This is a genomic window from Dyella sp. BiH032 (genome assembly GCF_031954525.1).
Lineage (GTDB): Bacteria > Pseudomonadota > Gammaproteobacteria > Xanthomonadales > Rhodanobacteraceae > Dyella_D.
This window is the reverse complement of the sequence record NZ_CP134867.1, coordinates 2,927,779-2,951,420: the sequence shown is the minus strand read 5'-3', so window position 1 is coordinate 2,951,420 and position 23,642 is coordinate 2,927,779. Positions and strand designations below refer to the sequence as shown.

Annotated in this window: 17 protein-coding genes; 12 read left to right on the top strand and 5 right to left on the bottom strand. The window is 68.7% G+C overall.

Going from position 1 to position 23,642, the window contains the following annotated elements; genetic code table 11:
- The first annotated feature begins 4 nt into the window (after nt 1-4).
- Nucleotides 5-1,708 carry an ABC transporter ATP-binding protein gene (locus RKE25_RS13045; RefSeq protein ID WP_311838537.1) on the top strand — a complete coding sequence of 568 codons (1,704 nt, stop codon included), beginning with the start codon at nt 5-7 and terminating at the stop codon, nt 1,706-1,708.
- A 196-nt stretch (nt 1,709-1,904) separates the two neighbouring features.
- On the top strand, nt 1,905-2,663 hold the full coding sequence (locus tag RKE25_RS13040; protein ID WP_311838536.1) for a hypothetical protein: 759 nt from the start codon (nt 1,905-1,907) through the stop codon (nt 2,661-2,663).
- Nucleotides 2,664-2,679: 16 nt separating this feature from the next.
- Here the strand turns inward: RKE25_RS13040 and RKE25_RS13035 are convergent, their stop codons facing one another.
- On the bottom strand, nt 2,680-3,774 hold the full coding sequence (locus RKE25_RS13035) for a helix-turn-helix domain-containing protein (protein ID WP_311838535.1): 1,095 nt from the start codon (nt 3,772-3,774) through the stop codon (nt 2,680-2,682).
- Between the two features lie 603 nt (nt 3,775-4,377).
- Here RKE25_RS13035 and RKE25_RS13030 point away from each other — a divergent pair.
- Together RKE25_RS13030 and RKE25_RS13025 are read left to right on the top strand one after the other, a co-directional pair.
- Nucleotides 4,378-6,501, top strand: coding sequence for a hypothetical protein (locus tag RKE25_RS13030; protein ID WP_311838534.1), 2,124 nt, complete (start codon nt 4,378-4,380; stop codon nt 6,499-6,501).
- A 43-nt stretch (nt 6,502-6,544) separates the two neighbouring features.
- Complete coding sequence (locus tag RKE25_RS13025; protein ID WP_311838533.1) at nt 6,545-8,866, top strand: transcriptional regulator; 2,322 nt, start codon at nt 6,545-6,547, stop codon at nt 8,864-8,866.
- 422 nt (nt 8,867-9,288) lie between these two features.
- On the opposite strand, the gene RKE25_RS13020 is transcribed toward RKE25_RS13025, so the two are convergent.
- Nucleotides 9,289-9,729, bottom strand: a complete 441-nt coding sequence (locus RKE25_RS13020; protein WP_311838532.1) for a response regulator — start codon at nt 9,727-9,729, stop codon at nt 9,289-9,291.
- 219 nt (nt 9,730-9,948) lie between these two features.
- On the opposite strand from RKE25_RS13020, the gene RKE25_RS13015 reads away from it, so the two are divergent.
- From RKE25_RS13015 to RKE25_RS12995, 5 genes are read left to right on the top strand one after another with little or no spacing between them, the layout of a single operon-like run.
- Nucleotides 9,949-11,136: a protein-tyrosine phosphatase family protein gene (locus RKE25_RS13015; RefSeq protein ID WP_311838531.1), complete on the top strand. Its 1,188-nt coding sequence runs from the start codon at nt 9,949-9,951 to the stop codon at nt 11,134-11,136.
- Entirely contained in the window at nt 11,120-11,533 is a 414-nt protein-coding gene (locus RKE25_RS13010) for a hypothetical protein (protein WP_311838530.1), read from the top strand. The genes RKE25_RS13015 and RKE25_RS13010 overlap by 17 nt, the downstream gene beginning before the upstream one ends.
- Nucleotides 11,534-11,555: 22 nt before the next feature.
- Nucleotides 11,556-12,224: a hypothetical protein gene (locus tag RKE25_RS13005; RefSeq protein WP_311838529.1), complete on the top strand. Its 669-nt coding sequence runs from the start codon at nt 11,556-11,558 to the stop codon at nt 12,222-12,224.
- A complete protein-coding gene (locus RKE25_RS13000) occupies nt 12,221-12,790 on the top strand; it encodes an ATP/GTP-binding protein (RefSeq protein ID WP_311838528.1) in 570 nt (189 codons plus the stop codon). The genes RKE25_RS13005 and RKE25_RS13000 overlap by 4 nt, the downstream gene beginning before the upstream one ends.
- Nucleotides 12,787-13,203 carry a hypothetical protein gene (locus RKE25_RS12995; protein ID WP_311838527.1) on the top strand — a complete coding sequence of 139 codons (417 nt, stop codon included), beginning with the start codon at nt 12,787-12,789 and terminating at the stop codon, nt 13,201-13,203. Before RKE25_RS13000 ends, RKE25_RS12995 begins: the two co-directional genes overlap by 4 nt.
- A 68-nt stretch (nt 13,204-13,271) precedes the next feature.
- Here the strand turns inward: RKE25_RS12995 and RKE25_RS12990 are convergent, their stop codons facing one another.
- On the bottom strand, nt 13,272-15,488 hold the full coding sequence (locus RKE25_RS12990) for a cellulase (RefSeq protein ID WP_311838526.1): 2,217 nt from the start codon (nt 15,486-15,488) through the stop codon (nt 13,272-13,274).
- A gap of 719 nt (nt 15,489-16,207) precedes the next feature.
- On the opposite strand from RKE25_RS12990, the gene RKE25_RS12985 reads away from it, so the two are divergent.
- Together RKE25_RS12985 and RKE25_RS12980 are read left to right on the top strand one after the other, a co-directional pair.
- A complete protein-coding gene (locus tag RKE25_RS12985; RefSeq protein ID WP_311838525.1) occupies nt 16,208-19,549 on the top strand; it encodes an autotransporter outer membrane beta-barrel domain-containing protein in 3,342 nt (1,113 codons plus the stop codon).
- Nucleotides 19,550-19,750: 201 nt separating this feature from the next.
- Nucleotides 19,751-20,467: a response regulator transcription factor gene (locus tag RKE25_RS12980; RefSeq protein WP_311838524.1), complete on the top strand. Its 717-nt coding sequence runs from the start codon at nt 19,751-19,753 to the stop codon at nt 20,465-20,467.
- A gap of 423 nt (nt 20,468-20,890) precedes the next feature.
- Here RKE25_RS12980 and RKE25_RS12975 read toward each other — a convergent pair whose 3' ends face one another.
- A complete protein-coding gene (locus RKE25_RS12975) occupies nt 20,891-21,475 on the bottom strand; it encodes a hypothetical protein (protein WP_311838523.1) in 585 nt (194 codons plus the stop codon).
- A gap of 45 nt (nt 21,476-21,520) precedes the next feature.
- Between RKE25_RS12975 and RKE25_RS12970 the strand changes: the two genes are divergently transcribed.
- Nucleotides 21,521-22,231 (top strand): response regulator transcription factor, encoded by a 711-nt coding sequence (locus RKE25_RS12970; protein WP_311838522.1) that lies wholly within the window; start codon nt 21,521-21,523, stop codon nt 22,229-22,231.
- A 685-nt stretch (nt 22,232-22,916) separates the two neighbouring features.
- Here the strand turns inward: RKE25_RS12970 and ribA are convergent.
- Nucleotides 22,917-23,570 carry a GTP cyclohydrolase II gene (ribA, locus tag RKE25_RS12965; protein WP_311838521.1) on the bottom strand — a complete coding sequence of 218 codons (654 nt, stop codon included), beginning with the start codon at nt 23,568-23,570 and terminating at the stop codon, nt 22,917-22,919.
- Between the last annotated feature and the right edge of the window lie 72 nt (nt 23,571-23,642).

The window sequence follows — 23,642 nt, the reverse complement described above, 5'->3', positions numbered from 1 at the left end:
GCGCATGACCGCTGCGCCGCGCCGGCACTGGCTGCTTCCCGACTTGTTCGCCGGCACCATCGCGCACCGGCATGCATGGCGCATCGCCGCCTACGTGGCGTTGTCGCTGGGTTCGGCGCTCACGGGCAGCCTCGCGGCCATGCTGATGGTGCCCTTGGTCAGTCTCGGCGACATGGCGGGCGATGGTCGTTTCGATCTGCATCGCGGCATCGAGGTGCAGGCCGTCGTCTTCGTCGCGGCTGCCGTCGTGCTCGCCCTGCTGCGCTGGGCGGCTGCGAAAGTCGCCGCCCAACTGGTGGGCGCATATGGCGCGGACCTGCGGAGCCGCGTGCATGCGCGGCTCATCCGTGCGCCGCTCGCGGCGCTGGCGGATGCCACCTCCGCGGAGGTGGCGAACCTGCTCACTCATAACGTCGAGCTGATGGTGCAAGGCTTCAGCGGTTTGCTGCAGCTGTGGATCGCGGGACTCACCTGCGCGATCAGCCTCGCCTTCGCGTTCTGGATTTCGCCCTGGCTGATGCTGGCAGCGCCGGTGCTCGGGACGATCGGCATCATGGTGGCCCGGGCGCGCGGGCAGGAGCAGGCAGCGGTGAGCCGCGCCTATGTCGCCGACATGACGCAGCTGTTCTGGCTCAGCGAGGATTTCCCGAGGCGCTTGCGCCACATCCGTTCGTTCGGCCGCGAGCAGGCCGAATGCGCCGCCTATGGCGACATGACGGGACGACTCGCGCGCGGCTACGAGCGTCAGCTGGACATGCAATCGTCCGGCCGGCTGCTGCTGGAATCCGTGGCGGCGCTGGGCATTGCCGCGATGTTCGTCCTGGCCCACCGCAGCCAAGGCGAGGCGCAGGCGTCGTTGATCGCGGTCAGCCTGTTGCTGGGACGCCTGCTGCCGTATCTGGTCTCGACGCGGCAGAGCTTCCGGCAGCTGCGCTCCGCGGGCGCAGCGTTCGAGCTGTGGCGGCGCTACATGGCGCTGGATGCCGATGCACTGGCGCCGCTGCCGGATGTCGCGGAGGCAGGTGCGTCGATCCGGATCGAGCAGGTGCGGATCACCTCGACGCCTCACGGTGTCGAGGTGTGCGACCTGTCGCTGGTGCCGGGCGAGCTGACCTTGATCGCGGGCGATTCCGGCGCGGGCAAGAGCAGCCTCGCGGACGTGCTCGCCGGACTCGTGGAACCGGCGTCATTCGCCGCGCGCCTCGGCGGGCGGACGATCGATTTCGCGACGTACCGGCAACTGGTCGGCCGCGGCGCCTATGTGAGCCAGCATGTGCGCCCCTGGCAGGCCACCGTGCGGGAGTGCCTGCGCTGGGCCGACCCGTCGGCGAGCGATGCGGCGATGCATGCCGCGCTCGCCGATGTCGGGCTGGACCGCCGGCTACGGGGCGCAGGGCAGGGACTCGACACGCCGCTGCGCGGCGCGTCCGGTCAGTTGTCCGGCGGCGAGCTGCAGCGGCTGCTGCTGGCCCAGGTGCTGCTGCGCCGGCCGTTCCTGGCCTTGCTGGACGAGTCCACCGGCGCCCTGGACGCCGCCTCCGAACAGGCCGTGCTGCGCATGCTCAAGCGCCGGCTGCCGTCGACCGTCCTGCTGGTGATCTCGCACCGTGCCGGCGTGGCCGCCATCGCCGATCGCTGCATCACGATCGCTGCGTCACAACTGGCGCCGGTTGCTTGTCCGGCGTGTGACGGCGCTGGCCTTTTTTGAGGTGGCAGGGGCCTGAAATCACCTGCCGTCGTGCCAGCGAATCCGGATACTGCATTCATTCCGTGACCGGTCGCACGCCCGCATGGCGATGGACGGCACACGAGACGATGCGTCTGCGCGCATCGCCAGAGACGCCTCTTCCGCCCCCCTTCGGGTGCGAGGCGCCATGCAGGTCCGCACCTTCAGCCAGACGATCATGTCACGCCAAACTTCTCTGCTCTCGCGGAACGGGATTCCGCCATGCCGTGACCAGGGACTGGAATGGATCGAAGATCCGCGCTTCGCGTTTCCCTTCCTGCTGAGGAAGGGCGGATATGGCTACGTGGCGTCGCTGCTCGTGCTGTTGCACGACGCGGGAGAGAACGAACAGCAGCTCGCCGGCATGGCCGGCGCCATCGCCGAAGGCGTGGCAGTGGTCATGCCGCGCGCCTGCATTCCGTTGCGTCGCGGCGCCTTCGCCTGGGACATGCATGGCGCGGATCGCGCCGAGGCGACGAGTGCCGAATTCCGTTCGAGCGTCAAAGGTGTGGTCGGTTTTATCCGCACGCTGCAGGCCTGGCTGGGCGTGGATGCTTCGCGCACCGCCATTGCGGGCTTCGGTCAGGGCGGCACGCTGGGCGCGGCCGTGGCCTTGTGTCCGAGCGAGTGCGTCGGCGGGTTGGGGCTGCTGGCCAGCCGCTGGCCGGCGGTCGCGTCGCGCGAGGGGATGCGTTATCTGCATGCCTTCATCGGGCACGGCGTGCTGGACGAAGGCGTGCCGGTGGAGGCCGCCGGCCATGCTGCCGTGCAGCTGGCCCGGCACCGCGCCGGCTGCACGCAGCGGCGCTATCTGGCCAAGCACGAACTGACACCGCAGATGCGCGGCGATTTCGTCGAATGGTTCAACGCGTCCTGGCTGGACCGCACGGTACTGGCCTCGCCGCTGGCATCGGCCGGCGGCGGCCTGTGGGGTTGAGCGTCGCCGCCGCGGTCTAGGCCGCTATGTCGCAATCGCAGTCGCCATCGCCATGCGCTTCAGCCGCCGCCGGCTGCCGCAACGGCGTGACGTTGCTGCCCCGCGCGCGGTAGGAGCCAGGCGCCTTGCCGGTCCAGCGCCGGAACGCGCGGGCGAAGTTGGCCTGGTCGGTGTATCCGACCATGGCCGCAATGTCTTCGATGCGCAGCGCCGGATTGCTCATGACGCGCAGCGCCTCGCGCTTGCGCACCTGATCGACCACGGCGCGATAGTTCCAGCCTTCCTCCCGCAGCCGGCGCTTGAGCGTGCGGGTCGAGACGCACAGCGCCCTGGCCGCGGTTTCGATCGGCACCGGCGTATCGAGGCAGCGCTCCAGCAGGCGTTCCACCCGGCCAACCCAGTCGCCCGGCTGCCGGGCGCGGGCATGTTCGAGTTCGCACTGCTGCAGCAGCACGCCCAGCACGGCCGGGTGTCCGGTGGCGATGGGAGCATCCAGCGCACTCGCCGGCACCAGCAGGCGGATCTGCGCCGGGTCGGCGGCCATCGGCGGAAGCCTGACGCCGTCGCCCGCCGCCACGAAACGGGACAGCATGCGCGCCGGCAGGTACAGCGCCAGCGCGCTAAGCGGTACGCCGGCGAGCAGCTCGCCCAGGCGCAGAGTGAAGGCGACGAACCGGTCCAGGGCCACCGTGCGGCCCGGCAGGGTCGGGTAGAGATCTCCGATGGTCAGTTCCAGCCCGCCCGCGCCCGTGGCCTGGCGGATCTCGAAGCCGCCCACCAGGGTGGGGGCGAAGCGGATCCAGAGCTTGAGGGCGTCGCCCAGCGTGGCGCAGCTCATCAGGGCATAGCCCAGCACGCCGTGCTCCACCACACGCGCGGCGAAACCGGCGGCATAGCCGAGCCCCGGCTCCAGGCCACGCTCCTCAGCGCGGGCGCAGAGCCGGCCTTCGAGGCGCAGGGGAAGGGTTCCTTCGTTGCCGGCATGCACGATCTCCCGGTCCAGGTCTTCGAAGACCCGGGGGGCCTCCAGCAGACGGGTGGCGATCAGGCGGCGCAGGGTGGCGGCGTGGGCGGCAGGTACGTGCAGCCGCTCGGGCGACATCGGCGTCATGGTGGCTCCAACTCCCCTCGGTGCAGGAATGCAGAGCCAGTCTCGATTTCCCGAGCGGATCGGCATTCGCGAACCATGGTCGCGGGATGCTTTTTCTATGTGCGGGCCATCTTTTCCTTTTGTTTCAGTGGCTTGAATTTTGATGGCGCGGGGCGCCGGCGCTGCCGAAAGCTCGGTTGCCCGGCGCCGGCTGGTCCGATCCGATGTCTGCCGCGTCGCCGCCGGCTTCCTGTTGCCCGGGGGCGCGGGCCGATCCCGCGGTGCCGCACGTCGCTGGCCTCAACTGACTCGACGATGGTGCATTGCGGAACTGTCCCGGCCCGCGGTGCATGACGAAGACTGCCGTCCTGTTCGCCCCCGCGAGCCGGCCCACCCCCTCACTCCGGAGTCCGGCTCGGGAAGGGCGAACCTTCATTCATTCACAGGGAGATGCGGCATGCCGGCCGCCGGGTCGATCGCCATGCGCCTGCATTGCCCAGCACTGCCCGAGCTTCGGAAGACGCCGGAGCGAGACGGGGCATCGCTCAGGGGCGTCCCCACGGCGGCGTCTGCGCCGCTTCCCGTTGCCCGCTCCGGGCCGGCCCGCACCGGCCAACACCTCCCATGAATCAGCGATCCGTTGACGGCAACAGGCGCCGCCGCCGTGGTCCGGGCGCGCTGCTGTCGGCGATCCTGGCCGCGCTGGCCATGACGGCCACGGCCTTCGGGGTCGCGCATGCGATGCGCGGCATCCGGGAGAAGCAAGCGAGCTCAAGGCCCGCAGTAACCGCAGTTCCAAGTGCGTGGGAAGAAGCCGAATCGGTCCGCCGCTTTCTGGAAGGGGCGGACGAAAACACCCTCGCCGGACTGGCCGGTGGCAGAAGCCTCGGTGGCGCCCATGGCGTGTCCGCCCGCATCGTGAACGTGGTCCAGGACCGGGACGGCGCGAGTCGGGACGCCTACCGCGTCACGGCGGACATCGACGCCGCCGCGGGCAAGCCGCCGATCCAGGTGGTGTACGAGGTCGCGCCTGCGCCGGGCGGCGATGCTCCAGGCGGCGGCCGCAAGCCCACGCTGATCGACACCATCAATATCTATGAGGACCTCGACCTCACCGGTGGCATCAGGGTGTTGGGAGATGCCCGCGCCAACCTCAACGTGGCGGGCAACGTCTCGTTGGACAGTGCCTCGATCGAAGGCATCGACACTTTGCGCGCCACCGGCAGCGTGAGCGTGGGCAGCGGCGTCCACGTCGGCCGCATCTATGCCAATGGCGCCGTCACCGTGACCGGCGCCGCCAGCGCGGACCTGATCGACGCGCTGGGCGACGTCACCATCGACGGCGGTGCGAGACCGTTCGCGATCCGTTCCAATGGCGCCGTCATCTTCAACGGCGGCAGCGCGTCCTCGGTCAGCGCGATCGGCGACGTGGTGGTCGCTGCCGGCGGTGTCAGCGTCGCGAGCATCGATACGATGGGATCGGTGCGTTGGACCGGCAGCGGCGGCAGCGCCGGTTCGATCCGCGCCAACGGCAACGTGCTGTACGCGGGCAGCAACCGCGGAACTTCGATCCGCGCCATCGGCGACGTGACGTTGACCGGCTCGGGCGCGGAGCGCGTGGCGACCCGCGGCAATGTCGCGCTCGAAGGCTTCGGGTCCATCGGCGAGGTCGCGGCCCAGGGCGACCTGGGCGTCCACAGCTGGGGCGGCGTGAACGGCCGGATCGGCGGCAGGCTCCGCAAGAGCGAGAGCCTCATGCCGGCGCGCATCGTCTCGCAGCCGGGCCTGGAAACAGGCGTCGCGCCTGTGGCCATCGCCGCACTGTCCCCGGTGACGATCGAGCGGCCGGCCATCGACGCTTATGCCTTGAAGGCTTCGGCGAACTACGCCTTCGAAAAGCTCGACGGGGCGATCCGCGTGACCGTGTCCCATGTCGCCGGCATCGACGGCGGTACGTACTTCCTCGGCTGGTATCCGCAGACCCACGGGCGCGGCTACCGGATTGGGCTGTGCACCCGGCTCGTGCCGGGCACGCTCACGGGCGACGGCAAGGGGCGCTGCGCAGGGCCGGCCATGCCGTCTGGCGCGATCTGCCAGGCGCTGTCCGGCCGGCGCGATTGCCTGGCTTACCGCGATGGCGTGTGGAGGTTGCGCGGGAAGCGCTTCGCGCGCGGGGTGCTCTGGTTCCACGGCGACCTGAGCCTGAGCGGAGGCAATGGACCGATCACCGCGATCGCGACGGGCGACATCGCGGTCGCCGGCGGCCTGCGCGTGGACGCGCCCAATTACGCGGGCTACGAGGCGATGTGCGCGAACGCCACGCCTGCGGGGCAGCAGCGAACCCCAGATATTGCGCGCGCTCATCCGGTGGAATTCTGCGACACCGCGCGCCAGCGCTTGCACGACCATCCGCTGGGCAACGTGGCGCTGCTGGCCGGCGGCTATGCGGGTGGCGCGTTCTCGGGCGGCGATATCTCGATCGGAGCCTCGGCCGTCGTCAATGGCTCGGTCATCGCCGGCAATACCATCCGCACCGGCGGCGGCACGGCCATCAACGGTTATCTCACCGCCGCGCGCAACAAGCGCGACGCCGCGCCCGTATCGCTACGCGGCATGACGCTGCTGGATTACCGCAAGCTGCCCAGCACCTACCAGCCCGGCTCGGTGCCGTGCATGAGGGACTGCACGCCCGGCGCGAGGACCGCCGGCGCCGACGCGGGCAGGATCGCCGGAACCGGAAACCTCTAAGGGGGCCGCACAAGTGCAAAAGGCCTGGCCGTATGATGCGGCCATGGGGAAGCAAGTCTATGTATTCGGTCCATTCCGTCTCGATCCGCTGGCCCGCGAGCTGCTGCGGGACGGGGAGCTCATCACGCTTCCGGCCAGTGCCTTCGATGCGCTGGTGTATCTCGTCGAACACCGCGAGCGCCCGGTCGGCAAGGACGAGCTGATCGCCGCGGTCTGGGGCCGCACGGAAGTCAGCGACAACCTGCTGGCGCAGCACATCGTCCGCCTGCGTCGCGTACTCGGCGAAGAAAACGCCTGCATCCGCACCGTACCGAGAATCGGCTACCACTGGGTGGCGGATACCGCGATCGACATGCCGCAGACGGAGCAGCGCGGTGCGGAAGCGGCGCCTACGCAGACAGTCGCACCTGCCGCGGCCAAGTCCTCAGCCATCGCGGCGACGCGCCACGGGCTGCGGCGCCGCTGGATCGTCATGCTCGCGGTCGTGCTCGGCGCAACCCTGCTGGGCGGCGGCTGGTGGTGGCATGCGCACAGCAGTGCGCAGCATGCCTATCGCGCCGAGCCTGGCGCACTGGTGGTCGTGCTGCCCGCCAAAGTCGAGGCGAAGGGCGAGTGGGGCTGGCTGCGCTACGGGCTGATGGACATCGTCGCCAACCACTTGAAGGCATCGGGCATTCGCACCGTGCCCAGCGAAGCGGTAGTGGCGATGTTCCGCGGCGGCGATCTGGGCGATGGCCAGGACGAGGTCGCACGGCGTTTCGACGCCGCATGGCAGGTGCAGCCATCGGCCACCTTCGCCGACGGCAACTGGCGCATCCGGCTGGACCTGCGTTCCGCTACGGGCCCTTCCGGCAGCCTGGATGCCGCCTCCGGCGACGTGCTCGCGGCGGCGAAGAAGGCATCCGATGCGCTGCTCTTGCGGCTGGGCGGGAAAATGCCCGGCGAAGGAGAGGGCGTGACGCAGCTGGACGACTGGCTGGCCAAGGTCGCCGCGGCGCGCCTGGACAATCAGTTCGACGCCGCGCAGAAAGCGATCGACGGCGTGCCCGCGGCGTGGCGCGACGACCCTAAAGTGGAATACGCGCGAGCCATGCTCGACTGCGACCGCGGCCAGCGCGATGCGTGCGAGAAGCGCCTGCTGGGCTTGCTCGACCGCCTGCCCGCGGACAAGCAGCCGCAGCTGCGCGGACAGGCGATGTACACGCTGGCCATGCGCCACGCGAGCAGCGGCCAGCTGGTCAAGGCGACGAAGATGATGGACGAGGCCATCGGCCTGCTCGAAACGGCCAAGGCGGGCGATCTCCTCGCCAATGCGTATCTCAACCGTGCATGGCTCGCGCAGAGCCAGGATCAGGTCGACGTGGCCGTGACTTTCCTGGGCAAGGGCAGGGCCGCGTATACGCTCAGCGGCAATATCTACGGCACGGCGCGCGCGGATTTCGAGATGGGCCTGATCGCGGCGCGGCGAGGGCAGCTCGATAGCGCGATGGTGTTCCTGCAGCGTTCGTACGATCAGTTCTCCCGCTATGGCGCGCGGACGATGCTGCCCTCGCTGCTCGACGGCATGGCCAGCGTCGCGAAGCTGCAGCTGAAGTACCGCGACGAGCTGGCCTTCACCGACCGCTTCTGGCCGATCGGTCCGGACATCGCGGACGTGCACATGCGCCGCGAGCTGACGTTCGTGCGTGCCATCGCGCTGGCCGACAACGGTCGCGTGATGGAGGCCTCGTCGCTGGCCGGCCAGCTCCAGCGCGAGCTGGACCCGAAGGAGGACGAAGTGCTCGCCAGCGAAGTGCCGGAGCTGCTCGCCGAACTCGCTTATGGCGGCCGCCACTATGCCGAAGCCGTCCGCCTGGCCAGGCAGGCCTTGCAGGGCGGCGATCTGGACCATCCCGATCGCGCGGCGACATGGCTGCTGCTGTCGCGCGCGCTGCGGCACAGCGGCCAGCCGGAACAGGCTCTCGCGGAGATCGGACAGTTCAAGGCATGGGCCGGCAAGCTGGCGCGGAACGACGACTGGTTTCTGGTCTATGCCGATCTGGCCGACGCCGAGTCCATCGCTGCCACCGATCGGGCGCGCGGCCTCGAACGGCTGGCGGCGTTGATGCCGCGCGCGCAGAAAGCGGGCGTGCCCGAACTGATCGTCAGCGTCGGCTATGCCTATGCGAACACGTTGATCCAGGCTGGGCAGGTGACCCAGGCCATGGCGGTGAGCGGCGCCCTCTCGGCCTGGGCGCAGGACGATCTGCGCGTCGTCGTGCTGGAGGCCCGCATCTACGACGCGCTGGGTCACGCCGAGGCGCGCGACGAGGCCATGCAGCGCGCCCGCGCGCTGGCCGGCGAGCGCGAGCTGCCGGCCTGGTGAGCGCTTGTCCCGCGCGGGCCGGACCTTGGCCTGTCCGGACATGGCCGAAGCGGAACCAGCGCACTAACCTGATTTCGCCTCACACGGTTGTCGTGTCCGGATCATCACTCCCTCCGGATTTCCGTGAAAGGCAGGAGCCGCCGGCGGCGCGCAACCCGCCGGAGGCTCCGCTTCTTCCAGAACCGTCTGGTCCGCCCCCGGCAACAGCGTTCCGGGCCTCGTCCGCGGCTGAGCCCTCGCCCCCGGGGACTCGATCGCAGGCGGTGGCGCAGGCCGGAAGGCGGCACACCCTAGGCATTCGGCTGGACAATGAGCTGCGTTTCATTGACCGTACCGTTCGGGCCGGCGACTGACCATCGCCGGCTCATCTTTTATGCCGCTGCGCGGGCGGCCGGCGCCGCGGCATCACGCCATGACGTCCCTCAGCCGGCAGCGACCGCCGGCATCAGCCGCGTGACGTTTTCCAGCAGTTCGTCGAAGCCGAAAGGCTTGCACAGGAACACGCCGCCGGCGACACCCTGCGTGCGCCATTCCGATCCCGCGTGGCCGGAGATGTAGATCACCGGCAAGCCGGCATGCAGTTTCCTGGCCTCGCGCGCGAGGCTCCATCCATCGGCCTGGGGCAGGCCGATATCGGTGATCAGCAGATCCACCGTCGGCGATGCCCGCAGCTGGTCGAGTGCTTTTTCCGCCGAGCCGGCGTTACGGGTCCGATAGCCGGCATGCGCCAGCAGGAAGCACAGGGAATCGCGCAGCGCATCGCTGTCGTCCACCACCAGGATCGTCGCGCCGGGTGCGGGTGCAGCAGTCGGATGCACATGCGACTGCGCTGGAAGCGGAACGGTCGCGTCGGAAGCGCTCATTGAATCACCCGGGACGGAAGCGTGCAGGCGCGGGAGCGTATCGGCGGCGGCGCGGCCATCCCATGGCGTGGCGGGCCAGCGCCGGGTCATCCCAGGCCGCGGCGCGGCGCTGGCCTGTGCTGACCCGGCGCTGTCCTGCCGCGACATGTTCGCCGCGGCGATGCCTGCGCATCATGCGCGCCACGCCGTGCCGTCCATCGCGCCGGCATCGGGGAATCCATGCTCGCGCTTCATGACATCGACGTCGTCCGCGGCACGCGGGAAGTGCTGCGGCAAATCACGCTGGAAGCGGCTGCGCCCGGCGCGCTGTTTCTCGTCGGCGGCGGCGGCGCGGGCAAGTCGTCCCTGCTCGCCGCCATCGGCGGCCGCGGCGACGCGATGCTGCGCGGCCCGGCGGACTGGTGCGGCGCGCCGTTCGCCGCGGCGCCGCCCGTCATCGCCTGGCTCGGCCAGCGCGACGTCTTCGAGGGCGCGGTGCCGGCCGGAAGCCCGGCGATACGCGAGTGGCTGCGCGCCGCGCGGGACGAGGCATCGCCGGCGCCGCGCGCGGGTGCGGGAAAGCTGCGCAGTCTCCTTCGCTACCTTGCGGCGATGTACGCCTTGTCGGTACCCGCCGACCTGTACTTGCTCGACGAACCCACCGCCGGCCTCACCGAGGCCATGGCGAACGCGGTGCGCGAAAGGATGAAGGCCGTCGCCGCACGCGCCGGCCTGATCGTGGCGACCCACAACCGGCAGGACTGCATGCAGGTGGGCGGCGCCACGGCGCTGCTGGCCGGGAAAACCCTGCAGGAACACGCGCCGACCGCGCAGTTCTTCCAGCAGCCGTCGACACCTGCCGGATGCGTCTACGTGGCCACCGGCAATTGCAGCATGCCCGCGACACCGCGCCAGCCGCGCGCGGATGGCGGCGTGTGGTGGCTGATTCCAGGTTTGCTTTGCGGCATGAGCCGTCCGGGCATCATCGCCGACGCGGATGCGCAATTCCGTTACCTCGCCAACGAAGGCGTGCGCGCGCTCGTCTGCACGGAAGAACGTTGCCTCTATCCGCGCGACACGCTGCGCGAACTGGGCCTGGCCTTGCATCACGTGCCGATCCGCGACCTGACGCCGCCCACTGTCGAACAGGCCATCCGCATCTGCCGGGTCGTCGAGGAAGGCGCGCGCGCCGGCTTCGGCGTGGCCGTGCACTGCCGCGGCGGACTTGGCCGCACCGGCACGGCGCTCGCCGCCGCCCTGGTCTGGTTCGGCGAAGACGCGGCCGAAGCCATCGCCAGGGTGCGCGCCGCGCGGCCCCTGGCCATCCAGACCCGCGCGCAGGCCGAGTTCGTCCACGGCTTCGCGCATTCCCTGCACACCCGCAGTCCTTCATTACCCACCAACGAGGCGCATGATGTCTTTGGATAAAGCCCTAGCGACGGCGCAGGCCGACGTTCCCGAATGCGTGGCCGTCGGCTACGTCGACATGGCCAGCGGTTTCCTGCTCGGCGTGAAAACCGTCGATTCCCATCCTGGCGAGATCCTCGACCTGGTCGCCGCGGCCACGGGCGATCTGTTCCAGGGCAAGAACGTGGTGGAGATCGAGCGCCTGTTCGACCAGTCGCGCGGCATCACCAATCGCGCGCAAGGTTCGCGCTATTTCAACGAGATCGTGGTGTTCAGCACCAATCTGATCCACGTGTTCCTGCGCTCGAAGAAGAACCCCAGCCACGTGGCGGTGTTCGTCACGCGCGTGACGGCCAACATCGGCATGGTGCTGGCGCGCTCGCGGCTGAGCATGGTCGCGCTGGAGGCATCGGTCTAAGGTCTCCGGCAGCGTAACGGCCATGCGCCCACCAGACGAAAGCACGCGCGCCCTGCGGATCGCGTGCCCCAACTTCAGCGCGGAAGAAGTCGGGGCGCTGCGCTCGATCCTCGGCCTGCTCAAGCCCTATCTCAAGCAGCCGTGGGAGGTGGATGCGGGCATGCCGGACATGCGGGCCTTGCCGGACGTGTGCCTGATCAACCTCGATCAACCCGGCGCGCCGGCCGTGCCGCCGGGAGGCGCGCCGCGCGTGGTCGGCTGTTCCTCGCGGCCGCGCCAGCATCCGCAAGGCACACTGCACCGTCCGCTGCGGCCGCCGGAGATCCTTGCCTTGCTCAGCGAGGCCGGCGGCCGCGCGCGGGGCGAGCGGCGCCATGCGCACGTCTCGTCGTCGCTGGAGTGGTCCTATCGCCTCGTCGCGTGGCCGCGCGACCTGGGCGACTGGCCCAAGTCCTGGTGGCGCGTGATGGCGAGCGTATCGGCCGAACCGCTGCCGCTGCTGCGCATCGCCGAAAGGACAGAGCTGCCATCGCGCTACGTCGAGCTGTGCGTCGAGCAGTTGCGCGCGGCTGGGCTGGTGGAGCGCATTCCGCGTGTGCGCGACGCGGCAACGACGCATGAGCCGCGGGAGCGGCGCCGCTGGTCGGCACTGGCCGGGCGCATCCTGCAACGATTCGGATTGAGAAAATGACGGGCGAAGTCCACAAGATCGTCTTCATGGGCGCGCCGGGCGCCGGCAAGACCACGTGCATCCGGGCGTTGAGCGAAATACCGCCGGTGTCGACCGATGTGCCCTGCACGGACGCGCTGCGCGACCTGAAGGAAACCACCACCGTGGCCCTGGATTACGGCGAGCTGCAACTGGACGACGAGTCTCGCGTGCTGTTGTACGGGCTGCCCGGGCAGGAGCGCTTCAGCTACATGTTCGACGTGGTGCGCACCGGCCTGCTCGGCGCGATCGTGCTGGTCGATGCCACCAGCGCCTCGGCGGTGGACGAGCTGTCGCGGACGCTCGCCTGCTACCGCGCCGACCTGCGGAAGATGCCTTTCGTCGTCGCGCTCAACAAAAGCGAGCAGGCCGCCGACGCGATCGCCGAAGCCTGCCGCGAGGCGGTGCGGATCCAGGAGCTGACGGCGCCGGTGATGGCCGTCGATGCGCGGCGCCGCGAGGACATCGCGCAGCTGATCGAATTGCTGCTGGTGATCCTGGAGTTCGGCTTCGGCTTCGATCCGGAACATCCGCAGGAGCTGGCATGAACATCGATATGCCCAGCCAGCGGCAGTGCCTGGCCGCGCTCGACAAGGCCATGGAGCACTGCCCGGGCATCGCCGCCGGCATGTTCGCCCTGCGCGACGGTCGCTGTTACGCGGAGCGCTCGCGTTCGCGCGTGTCCGCCGGCAAGTTCGCCGCGATGACTAGTTCGCTGATGGCGCTGTCCAACAGCGTGATGGCTGAATTGGCCGCCGATTCGCCGGGTTATCTGCTGATCGAAGGGCGCACGCACAAGCTGGTCGCCTGCAAGGTGCCGCGCGGGCAGGTCGGCCTGATCGTGGCGATCCTCGCGCAGAGCGAGGCGAGTCTCGGCCTGGTGCTTGGCTATGCCAGAACCTGCGCCCGCGACGTGTGCGAAGCGGAAGAGACGCCCGACGCGAGGTCGCCGGTGCGTTGATGCACAGCATGCGTGACCGGATGTCCCGAATCCTCCCGGCCGGCAGCCCGCCGGCCGGGAGGCGTGACTCAGTTCGACGACGTGCCGTAGAGGATGCCGCGCCCGCTGGCAGGCACCACGTACACCGTGCCGAACGTACGCGGGTCGCCGACCACCAGCGAATAGCCGCCCCATTGATGCTGGTCGTCATTGATCCGCACCCAGCTCGCACCCGCGTCGGTGGAGCGGAACACGCCCGTGGTACCGCTGACGGTGCCAGCCAGGTAGATCGCCGGATACGACGCGCCCACGGCCGCCTTGCCGAAACCGACCGAGATCGCCGAGCTCACCGTGGAAGATGCGGCGCGCGTCCAGCTCCAGCCGGAATTGGTGCTCCGGTAGAGGCCCGACGACGTGGCCAGCCACAGGTCGCCCTGGATGCCGGTGACCGCACTGGCCTTGCCGTTCGTGGGCAGGCCCGTGGACGAGGCATACCAGCTCACGCCTTTGTCCGAACTCGTATAGAACGTGCCCGAAGACGGGTTCCACGCATAGAACAGGTTGGCGTTATAGCCGTCCGAAAGCAGCTGCGCCCCCACCGGCAGCATGCCCGACAGAGACGTCCAGCTGTTGCCGTTGTCGGTGGAGCGGGCGGGAGCCACGTCGCCCGGCGCCCACACCACCGTGCCGCCGTCCGCGGAGACGGCGACCGTGCCGCCGCCTTGCGAGGAGCCGGCCTGGTTGGCGAAGGCCGTCCAGGTGCTGCCGCCATCGCTGGACACCGCGCCGAACACGTTGCCGCTGTTGTTCGAGGCGGTGCCGACACGCACCAGCTTCGACGGTGCGTTCTTGGCGAAGTCCACGCCGGTGCCGTTGCCGCACACGGGATTGGTGACCGTCGTGGTGGGGGAGGTCGTGAGGCTGGTGTGCACGAAGCCGCAGACGTCGCCGATGGCGCTGACCAGCGGCGCGCCGCCGGTTGGCGAGGTCAGTCCGAGCACGGCGGTTTCCTCGATGCCGCTGGAGCCCACCGTCCAATGCGTGGCCTGGCCGCTGTCGGCGGCGGTGAGGTCCCGGCTGGCCCAGATGCCGCCGCCAAACGTGTAGAAGGCGTGCGTCGAGTCGAACGGGTCGATCACCGCCTGGCCCCAGTTGCCGAAGCCTGCCTGGGCCTGGCCGCCGGTGATCCACGGCGACAGGCTGGAATCGCGCACCGCCTTCGCGCCCACGTCGGTCCAGGTCGCCCCGGCATCCGTGCTGCGATACATGGTGTCGGACGGCCACCAGTGGTCCATCGTCATCACGACCAGCGTGCCGGAACGCGCCGGATCGATGGCCAGCCCGCTGAAGCCGGACGCATAGTTGTACGGGTCGGGCGGCGTGATGTTGGTCCAGCTGTTCCAGCCGACGCTGTACTTCCACACCTGGCCGGCGGTCATGCCGTTGGGACCGGCCGCGTTGCCATACGTGATGTAGAGGTTGCCATCGGGGCCGATCAGGCCGCGCTGCGGCATCATGCCGGCGGCCGGCCCGCCGGCTACCGCGGCCCAGGTCACGCCGCCGTCGGTGCTCTTGTAGAGCGAGGACGCCGCGGTCTTGGTCGATACGCCGACGTAGATCGTCTTGGTCGCCGAACCCTTGCTCCCCGAGGGCTTGTAGAACGCGATGAACGCCACGCCCACGCCGCTGCCGTCGCTGGACAAGGCGGGAAAGCCGCTCACCTTGTTCCAGGTGCTGCCGCTGTCGGTGCTCTTCCACAGGCCGTTGGTGTTCGGCTGCGAGGCGTCGTTGAAGGTGCCGTAGAACAAAGTAGAGCCGAGGTTGGGGTCCACCTGCAGTTTTTCGCCCGCGTTGCGCCCGTCGACGTTGCCGCCGACGCGGAAGCTCAACGAATGCGCGGTGAAGCTCGCGCCCTGGTTGGTCGACACCAGCACGGCGCCATTGCTGCCCCACCAGGACTGGGTGTAGAGGCCGGCGACCATGTAGAGCTTCTGCGCGTCGTTGGGATCGATGGCGATGGTCTCGATGCCCATCCAGTTCGAGTTGGCCGGCGAGGTCCAGTCGTTGAGCGGCACCCATGTCGCGGTGGTCGCGTCATAGCGATAGGCGCCGCCGATGTCGGTACGGGCATAGAACAGCCCCGATTGCGCGGGATGCGCGATGATGCCGTCGACGTAACCGCCGGCGACGATACGTACGTTGTTCCAACTGTAGGCGGGCGTCGCGGCGCGTACTGCGGTGGCCGGCAGGGCGAGCGCGGTGCAGGCCAGTCCGGCCGCGAGCGCCCGGCACAAGAACTTGATCATGCGTTGTTTCCTCCGGTAGGCCGGTCCCGCGGAGCGCAAGGCGTCGCCGTGTCTGTGTGCGTCCGGAATCGCTTTGCGTGTTCCTGGTGGCCGGCGATGAACAATCAACACGAGGTGGTTTGCTTGGCGTTGCGGTGCCTGTCTAAAGCAAACCGGTTTCAGATATCCGCAAGGGCCGCTTACGCTTTTTCGGCGGTGTGCGCGCGCTCGCAATCGCACGACGCAATTTTTTGCCGCGCCGATTCTGTGACGCATCACGAGTGCGATGGCGTGTCCCTCGACGGCGGCATCACGGAGTCCGGCGTCGCGCAGTGGCGGTCTGGCGTCCGCGTCGATGAGCAAAGCGCCGGCGGTCTCCTCTGTACTGACTGTCGGCCAGGCATGGTCGGTCGAGGCATTGCGATATCCGCCGGACGGCTTCAGTTTTTTCCGCTGCGTGTGCGCTCTATCACTCTCTCCGGCGAAGCGCCGATGCGTACGCGACGACCGCACAAAAACAGGTGTGATTGCAATCACGCCCTCGCCACGCCGCTATCAAAACATCGCACGCGATATGTTACTTAGCAGGTGCTGAGGATGGATCGTGTTCGACAGGGGGCGCAGGCCGTGGTCCACGGCGGCGCGCGGTGTCCGCAGGACGCCACAAGTCATGACAACGTTTCGCGGACGGTCCGTGCGGCCGGCCATGGCGGTGCTTTATGCGTAGCAAGGGGACGGCAGTGAGCAAGGCAGACGAGGCGAGCATCGCGCTCTGGTTGCATTACCGGCGCGAGCCGGAGCGTTTCGCGGCACTGCCCGAGGCATGGCGGTACTCCATCGCCGAACATTACGCGGACGCACGCAGGCGGCGGCAGCTCCGGCAGCGGCGATCGGTGCTGCCGCTCTCCGTGCTCGCGGCGCTGGCCGCGATCAGCGCGACGAAGGCGCGCGCGGCCACCAACTACACGACCCCGCTGACGGGCACGACCGCCGACACGGCTTACCAGAGCGGAACCGACGCCAACGGCAATCTGGTCTATCGCCTAGCTAATGGCGACAGTATCGGTGTCACTGCCAACGGCGCGCAGGATGTGAGCGGCATCGGCCTGCAAAGCGGCACGCCGAAAGTGATCCTGCAGGTGGGCGGCGACGGCAAGGGCACGTTGAGCGTGTCCGCGATCCGTCCTGCGGCAGACGCGTTTGGCTTCGCTCATGCCATCGACGTGGGGGCAGGCGAAGACTTGACGGTGAACGGCAACACCTCGGCCTACGCGCAGTCGGATGACCCGTTTCGTTATGTCAATAGCCAGTGGGTGGTCGGATCGGAGGGGCAGGGGCTGCACCTCGACCGGGGCACAGCCACGTTCAACGGCGATCTGGACGTCAATACGAAGACCAAGGCTTGGAGCCAGGGCCTGTGGATCTACCGGGGCTTCCTCACCGTCAACGGCAACACCAACATCGTCACGCACGGCCCCGGCACCAACACCGCCGGCATCTACAACTCCGGCGGCGGCACCGGCAACGTGGTGTTCAATGGCAACCTGGGCATCGTCAGCTACGGCGACTGGCCCAACGACACCGTCCAGGGCATTTACAACGACAACTCCAATACCCGGCTCACGGTCAACGGCGACCTGGATGTCGCGGCCACGTCGAACGGCTCGACGGTGATGGGCATCCGCAACCAGGGCACGATGTATGTGGCGGGTAACGCCACGATCAACGTCGACGGGCCGCGCTCCGCTTTGGGCATCTACAACACCCATGCCTCCGCGCGCTTTCGTATCAGCGGTGACCTGAAGGTGACGGTCACCAGCCATACCAACTACACGCCGTTCGGCTTGCCGACCGCATTGGGCAACGTGTACGGCCACACGTACGGTTTCATGACGCTGGAGGGCGCTGTCGACGCACGCGTCAGTGGCGTCACCGATAGCTACGCCGTCAACAACAACAGCGTGTTGAGCTTCACCAATGCCGCGAAGACGGCGGTCCTGCGCGCGAGCGTGGACTGCGCGACCTGTAACGTCTACGGCGTGGCCAACAACGGCGGTACCGTCACGCTGGCCGGTGGCCTGGACGTGGCCGTGAGCAACACCGGCAGCGGCGCGCGCTATGCCATCTGGAACGTAGCGAACGATGGTGGGTGGCAAGCCGAAAGCCCGCTGAGCGTCAACCAGGCGGGCGGGCAGTCGGTCAAAGTGGACGGCGACGTGCTGACGCAAAACGTGGTCAACGCCGCCGGCTCGCATTTCACCGCCACTACCCAGCTGAACTTCAACGACGATGCGTCCTTCCTCAAGGGCATGGTGCTGGGCGGCAGCGGCACCTCGGGGCCCAATGGGACGTCCACCCTCAGCGCGGGCGTGCCCATCCTCACCTTCGCCAACGGCGCCCGCTGGATGCCCGGCGGCTCCGGCGCGCTCGCCAGCGATTTCGGCGCCGGCAGCCTCACGCTCGGCAGCGGCGGCACGATCGACCTGGCGGCCAGCTGGGGTGCGTTCGCGCCAGGTAGCGTGCCTGCACACAGCCTGCGCAGCCTGAGCGTCGACAGCTCGACCGGCGGCGCCACGGTGAATCTCGCGGACGGCGCCACGTTCACGCTGTTGAGCGACATCCGGAACGCGCAGGCAGACCGGGTGAGCTTCGGCGCAGGTATCGCGACGTTCAGCGCCACCGGCACCCAGCAGGTGCGTATCGCCTACGATCCGGCCCTGGACGATACGTCATGGGTCAATGCGTCGACGCTTCAGAACGGTACGTCCATCGCCGCCGCGCAACCGATCGCCCTCGTCGATGCCAGCGCCGCCGCCGGCGGCACGGCGGCATTCAAGGCCGCGGCGGGCGTGGCAGGGCAGTGGGGCGCAACCTACGAAAACGCGCTGGTGCGCTTCAGTTATGTGCCACGCGTGCAGACCAGTGGCGACGGCAAGCAGATCCTACTGACCGGCATCGACATCCTCGGCAGCGGGACCGGCAACGCCGGCGGCACGACGCCACCGGCGTCGGGCGGAGGCACCGGAGGCTCCGCGGGCGATAGTTCCGGCACCGGCACCGGCGCCACGCCGGGCACGCCGCCGTCAGCCGGTACGCCGCCGGTGTCCGTTCCTTCCGCGCCCGCGGCATCGCCCGGCGAGGTGGCCATCGGTCCCTCCACGGGTGTGCTCGTGGCCGGCGATGCGGCGCTCGCGCTGGCCAATCTCTGGCAGATCGACGAGCGCGCGGTGTCACGCCGCAGCGAATCGCTGCGCCTGGGCGACGGCATCGGCGACTCCGCGTTCTGGGCCGACGCCGACGGCGGCAGCCTGCGCGGCGACGGCAGCGAAGGGCGCGCGTATCGGCAGAGCGCCACCAGCACATCGGCAGGCGTCGAGTGGCGCACGGATGCAGGGCAGGGCCGCAGTGCCGTGGGGTTGCTCTATACGCACGCGCAATCGCGCGCCGACCTGCAGAGCGGTATGGCCGATCTGACCGGCGATTCGGCTGGCATCTACGGCACCTGGAACACGGGCAACGGCCTGTTCGCCGATGCGGTGGCGCGCATGGGCCGGCTGGGCGACAGCTACAGCGCGAGGGACGCGTCCGGCATGGCCTTCGGTCGTTATCACGCGCGCGCGGCCAGCGTATCGGCACGTGCGGGCCGGCGTTTCGCGGTCGGCCGCGGCGGCTACATCGAGCCGCAGGTCCAGGCCGCCTACGGCACCATCGGCCCGACCAGCTACACGGCCAGCAACCGCGTGCGTGTCGAGGTGGGGCACAACCGCACGTTCCAGTCGCGCGCGGGCGTGCTGTTCGGCCAGGCCTTCACGCTGCCGGCCGGCCTGATCGGCGATGCCTATGCGCGCGTGGCCGTCGTGCACACGGTGGGCAGTCGTCCGGACGTCACGGCGTCGCTCGATGGCGGTTCGTTGCCGGTGGCCCTGCCGACGCGGCACGACACCGTGGGCGAAGCCGTGGCCGGCGTGCGGATGGGCTTCGGCAACGCATGGAGTGCCTTCGCCGAAGCCGGACGTTCGTCGCGCACCGACGTGGTTGCCGGCGGATGGCGTGCCGCGGCGGGTCTTCGCTGGCGCTTCTGATTCCCTTCACGATCGCCGTAGGCACCATCAGGCAGGTCTTAGGCAATAGCGAAATTTCGCAGATCGATTTGCGTTTTATGATGAATCGATTGAAGTCCCGTTCCTGACGCGGCTAGCTTCCGTGCGGGCGTGCGCCGACATGGTGTCGGGCACGCCCGCCATCGACATGTGCCTGGCGCGGATGCGCCTGGAGGGGGCTGGGTGAGAGGCGGCAAGAACCGCAAGAAGAGCGTCGCCGTGGTCGTGGCGGAGCAGGACGAGCGGCTCCGCGAACACGAGCTTCTGCCTGGCCTGGCTTCGCATGGGTTCGATGCGGTCGGCGTCGGCACCGCGGCGGCGCTGTATCGCGCGCTGGTCGGCGATCGCTATGAGCTGGTCGTGGTGGGCGCCGAGCTTCCCGACGAAGACGGCCTGGCGGTGGCACGCCATCTCCGGCGCCACTCGGCGCTCGGCATTGCCATGCTGATGGAGCGGACGTTCGCGCGCGATCACGCGGAAGTGTTCCATGCCGGCGTCGACCTGTGCTTCATCAAGCCGGTCGAGACCGCCGTGCTCGCTGCGTCGCTGCGCAGTCTGGCCATGCAGGCGGGCGGCGCGCCGGCGCGCGTGCGGCGCGATACGTCCTGGTCGCTCAAGGCGGACGGCTGGCAGCTGAACCCGCCGGGCCGGAACGCGCTCGCGCTGTCGGCGCCCGAGCGCGTCATTCTGCGGCGGTTGTTCGCGTCGTCGCAGGCGCCTGTGCCACGGGCCGCGCTGATCGATGACCTGATGAGTTCGCTCGACGACTTCGATCCAACCAGCTTCGAACGCGTGATGCATCGCCTGCGCCGCCGTGTGCTCCAGCGCACTGGTATGCCGCTGCCGCTGGCCACCATCCGCGGCGCGGGCTACATGCTGGTATTGGACAGCGCAACCTGAGCATGTCGATGATGGCTATACGGTGTCGGCGCAACGGCGTCGTTGTGCACCTTTGCGCATGCGCCGCGGCGATCGCCGCACACTTCCTTAGGCTGCGCGACAACGCAAGAGCGGCGGAAAGAAAGCGATATTTTGTGGGATTGTCCAGCTATCGGACATCCGCTAGCTTGCCTTTCAAGGACGCGCGCCAGCGTGCGTACGTCCCGACCGACCTGTCGTCCATTTGCCTAAGGGGGGCTTTCGACGAATAGGCGCGGCACCGTGGACGGTGTCGCGAAAGGGGTGTTTTCCGGAGGCGGTGCGGGGCTGTCGTCGATGTCCCACGTCTGTCCTCCAAGTCCCACACGGAGGCGCCGGTCGTAGCCGGCTTTCCCATGCGCACGGGCGGACATCACTCATGACTCTATTCGCAAGCACTACCCATCATGTCTTTGTTGTGCGCGCCGGTGCGAATGCCACCGACCCATCGAGCACGACATGCTTCACGACGCCGGGCGTGGTGCCCATAGGGCGTGCCTTTCCCCAGCAACCACCCGTCATCACGTACCGGTTCGAGCCGGCGCACGCGCGCGAGTGACGTGATCGCCCGACGGGCGTGAGCGCGGGCCACCAGGGCCGAGTGGATGCGCTCATCGCGGGGAAGCATTTAAGGATGAGGTCGATCAGCGCCTCCAGGGTTTCAACCGCATCGGCGGGCGCTTCAGCGCGGGTATCGCGTCGGCGGTCGTCATGGCCAGCCGGGCCTGGGTGCCAACCGAAGACGAGCACGTTCGGCGTGGACACCGACGCCTTCACGGCCAGTCGAGCGTTGCGGTGAGTCTGTCGACGGTCCTGGTGCAGAGGCGTTTCATCTTCAAGGTCAGTGCGCCCGCGAACAGTCGCAGTGACGAGCACGCAGGCGGTGGCGCGAACATCGCCAGGAGCGGGTATGGTCCGCGAGCTGGCATGGGTCTTGCGCCAGCGAAAGTATTCCGGCGGCGTGCCGACATGGGCGATAGCGGCGGACAATAGAACAGCGGCAACAGCGAGTCGGGCGGTTTATTTATGCAGGAAGTGGCAAAACGTCAGGTGGCCATCGTTACGGGCGACGCAGGCTTGCGAAACGGGGCGGCGATCCTGAAGTTGCAAGCGGCCGGCTTCGCTACCACCGGCATGGCATCGGCGGCCGACCTCTACCGTACGTGGGTGGGGCAGCGCTTCGACATCGTGCTGGTGGACGTAAACCTGCCCGACGAGCATGGCGTCTCGGTGGTCAGGCACCTGCGCAGCATGTCGCGCGCCGGCATCGTGCTGCTCACCGGTACCGGCCCGAAGGAGGGGCCGCTGGACGGCCTGCATGCCGGCGCGGACATGTGCCTGCCGAAACCCGTCGACGCCGAGCTGCTGAGCGTAGCCCTGATTCGCCTGGCGGAGCGGATGGACCCGGTGCCGGTCCAGCCCGAGGAGGCCTGGTACCTTGGCGCCGACGACTGGCAGCTGTGGGCGCCCAACGGGCGCGTGGCGCCGCTGTCGTTCGTCGAGCGCCTGGTGCTGCGACACCTCGCCGATTCCCCGGACGTGCCAGTGAGCAAGGAGCAACTGCTCCGTCTGCTGGAGACCGCTTCGCGCGAACCCCGCACCGCACGCCTGGACCTGCTGATCCACCGCCTGCGCCGCAAGGTCGAACAACGCACCGGCATCGAACTCCCGCTGACCTACATGCGCGGCATCGGCTACCTCCTGGATCTGGAGAAGACCGCACCGCGCCGGACATCCCGGCCCTGATTCGCTGCGATAGCGGTGGGTCTCATTTCGTAGACGCGTGAACTTGCAGAGGTTCGTCGCCCACCCATGAGAAAGGCGGCGTAGAAGCGATATCAGCCGAAGGTCGATTCGGGAGGGTGTCGCGGTGGGCCGTGTGCGGTGCGCTTCGATTTGTGCGTAGGGTGTTGTGGCTGTAGTTGCGTCCCCGCGAGCCCCCGCCCCTCATCCCGCCTTCTCCCCGGAGGGGAGAAGGAGAAGTGCGGTACCGCGGCAAGCAGCCAAAACATACCGAGAGCGAGGGCGCAGCCCGATGCTCCGTGTTGCTCTTGATCTGCCGGGTTCCCTTCGCGGCGGTGAGGGCTGGACGATCAGGCCCGCGAAGCGGGGCGGGGACAGGACGTCCCCGCCTTTTCGATCAGGGCAGGATGCCCTGTCGAAAAGCCCGGCCAGTCCTCAACGCACCCGCAGCAGCGAAGGCTGCGGAGGGCGCCGCGCAGGGTGCCCTTCTTCTTGGTTACTTCTTCTTGGGCAAGCAAGAAGAAGTAACTCGCTCTCCGGCAGGAGAGCGAAACCCTCGCCCCGCAAGGGGCGAGACCAGACTGGCGACGCACCCGCGACAACCGAGCGATATCGCCACTGGCTTCCGGCCTGCACCGGAACGACAAGCATCGGACGCGCGCGAAAATGCGCCCCTCAAGGCCGGGCGTCAGCCCCCCTCCACCACCGGCAACACCAGCGTATGCCGCGTATGCCGCACCTTAGCCTCCAGGTAACGCAGGTTATGGCGCCCATGAAACACACCCGTGGGACGCGCCTCCGCCACCTCGATACCCAGGGCCTCCAACTGCGCCCGCTTGTCGGGATTGTTCGTCAGCAGCGTCACCCGCGACACCCCGAGCGCACGCAGCATCTCGGCCGCCACCGTGTAGTTGCGCTCGTCGTCGCCATGTCCGAGAGCGCGATTGGCCGCGTAGGTGTCGTGCCCCTGTTCCTGCAGGCGATAGGCGTCTAGCTTGGCGTAGAGGCCGATGCCGCGGCCTTCCTGGCGCAGGTAGAGCAGATAGCCGCCTTCTTCGTGCAAGCGCCGCAGCGATTCCTGCAGCTGCGGGCCGCAATCGCAGCGCGCCGAGCCGAGCACGTCGCCGGTCATGCATTCGGAATGCACGCGGACCAGCGGCGCGTCGCCCTGTCCATCGCCGAAGCGGAGCGCGACGTGTTCCTTGCCGTCGGCGAGGCCGTGGAAGCTGTAGATCGTCGCGAGCGCCTCGCGTCCGTCGGCCAGGTGAATGGGCAGCTGCGCCGCGGTGCGGACCGAAGGCTCATTCGACGCGGGAACGGCTTGGAGGCAGGAAGGGGACATGACCTGGGCATCTCGTGGGTGGAGCGGAATCCGGACCGAAGCAACGCCGCATCATCCGCGCGGCCACCTCGC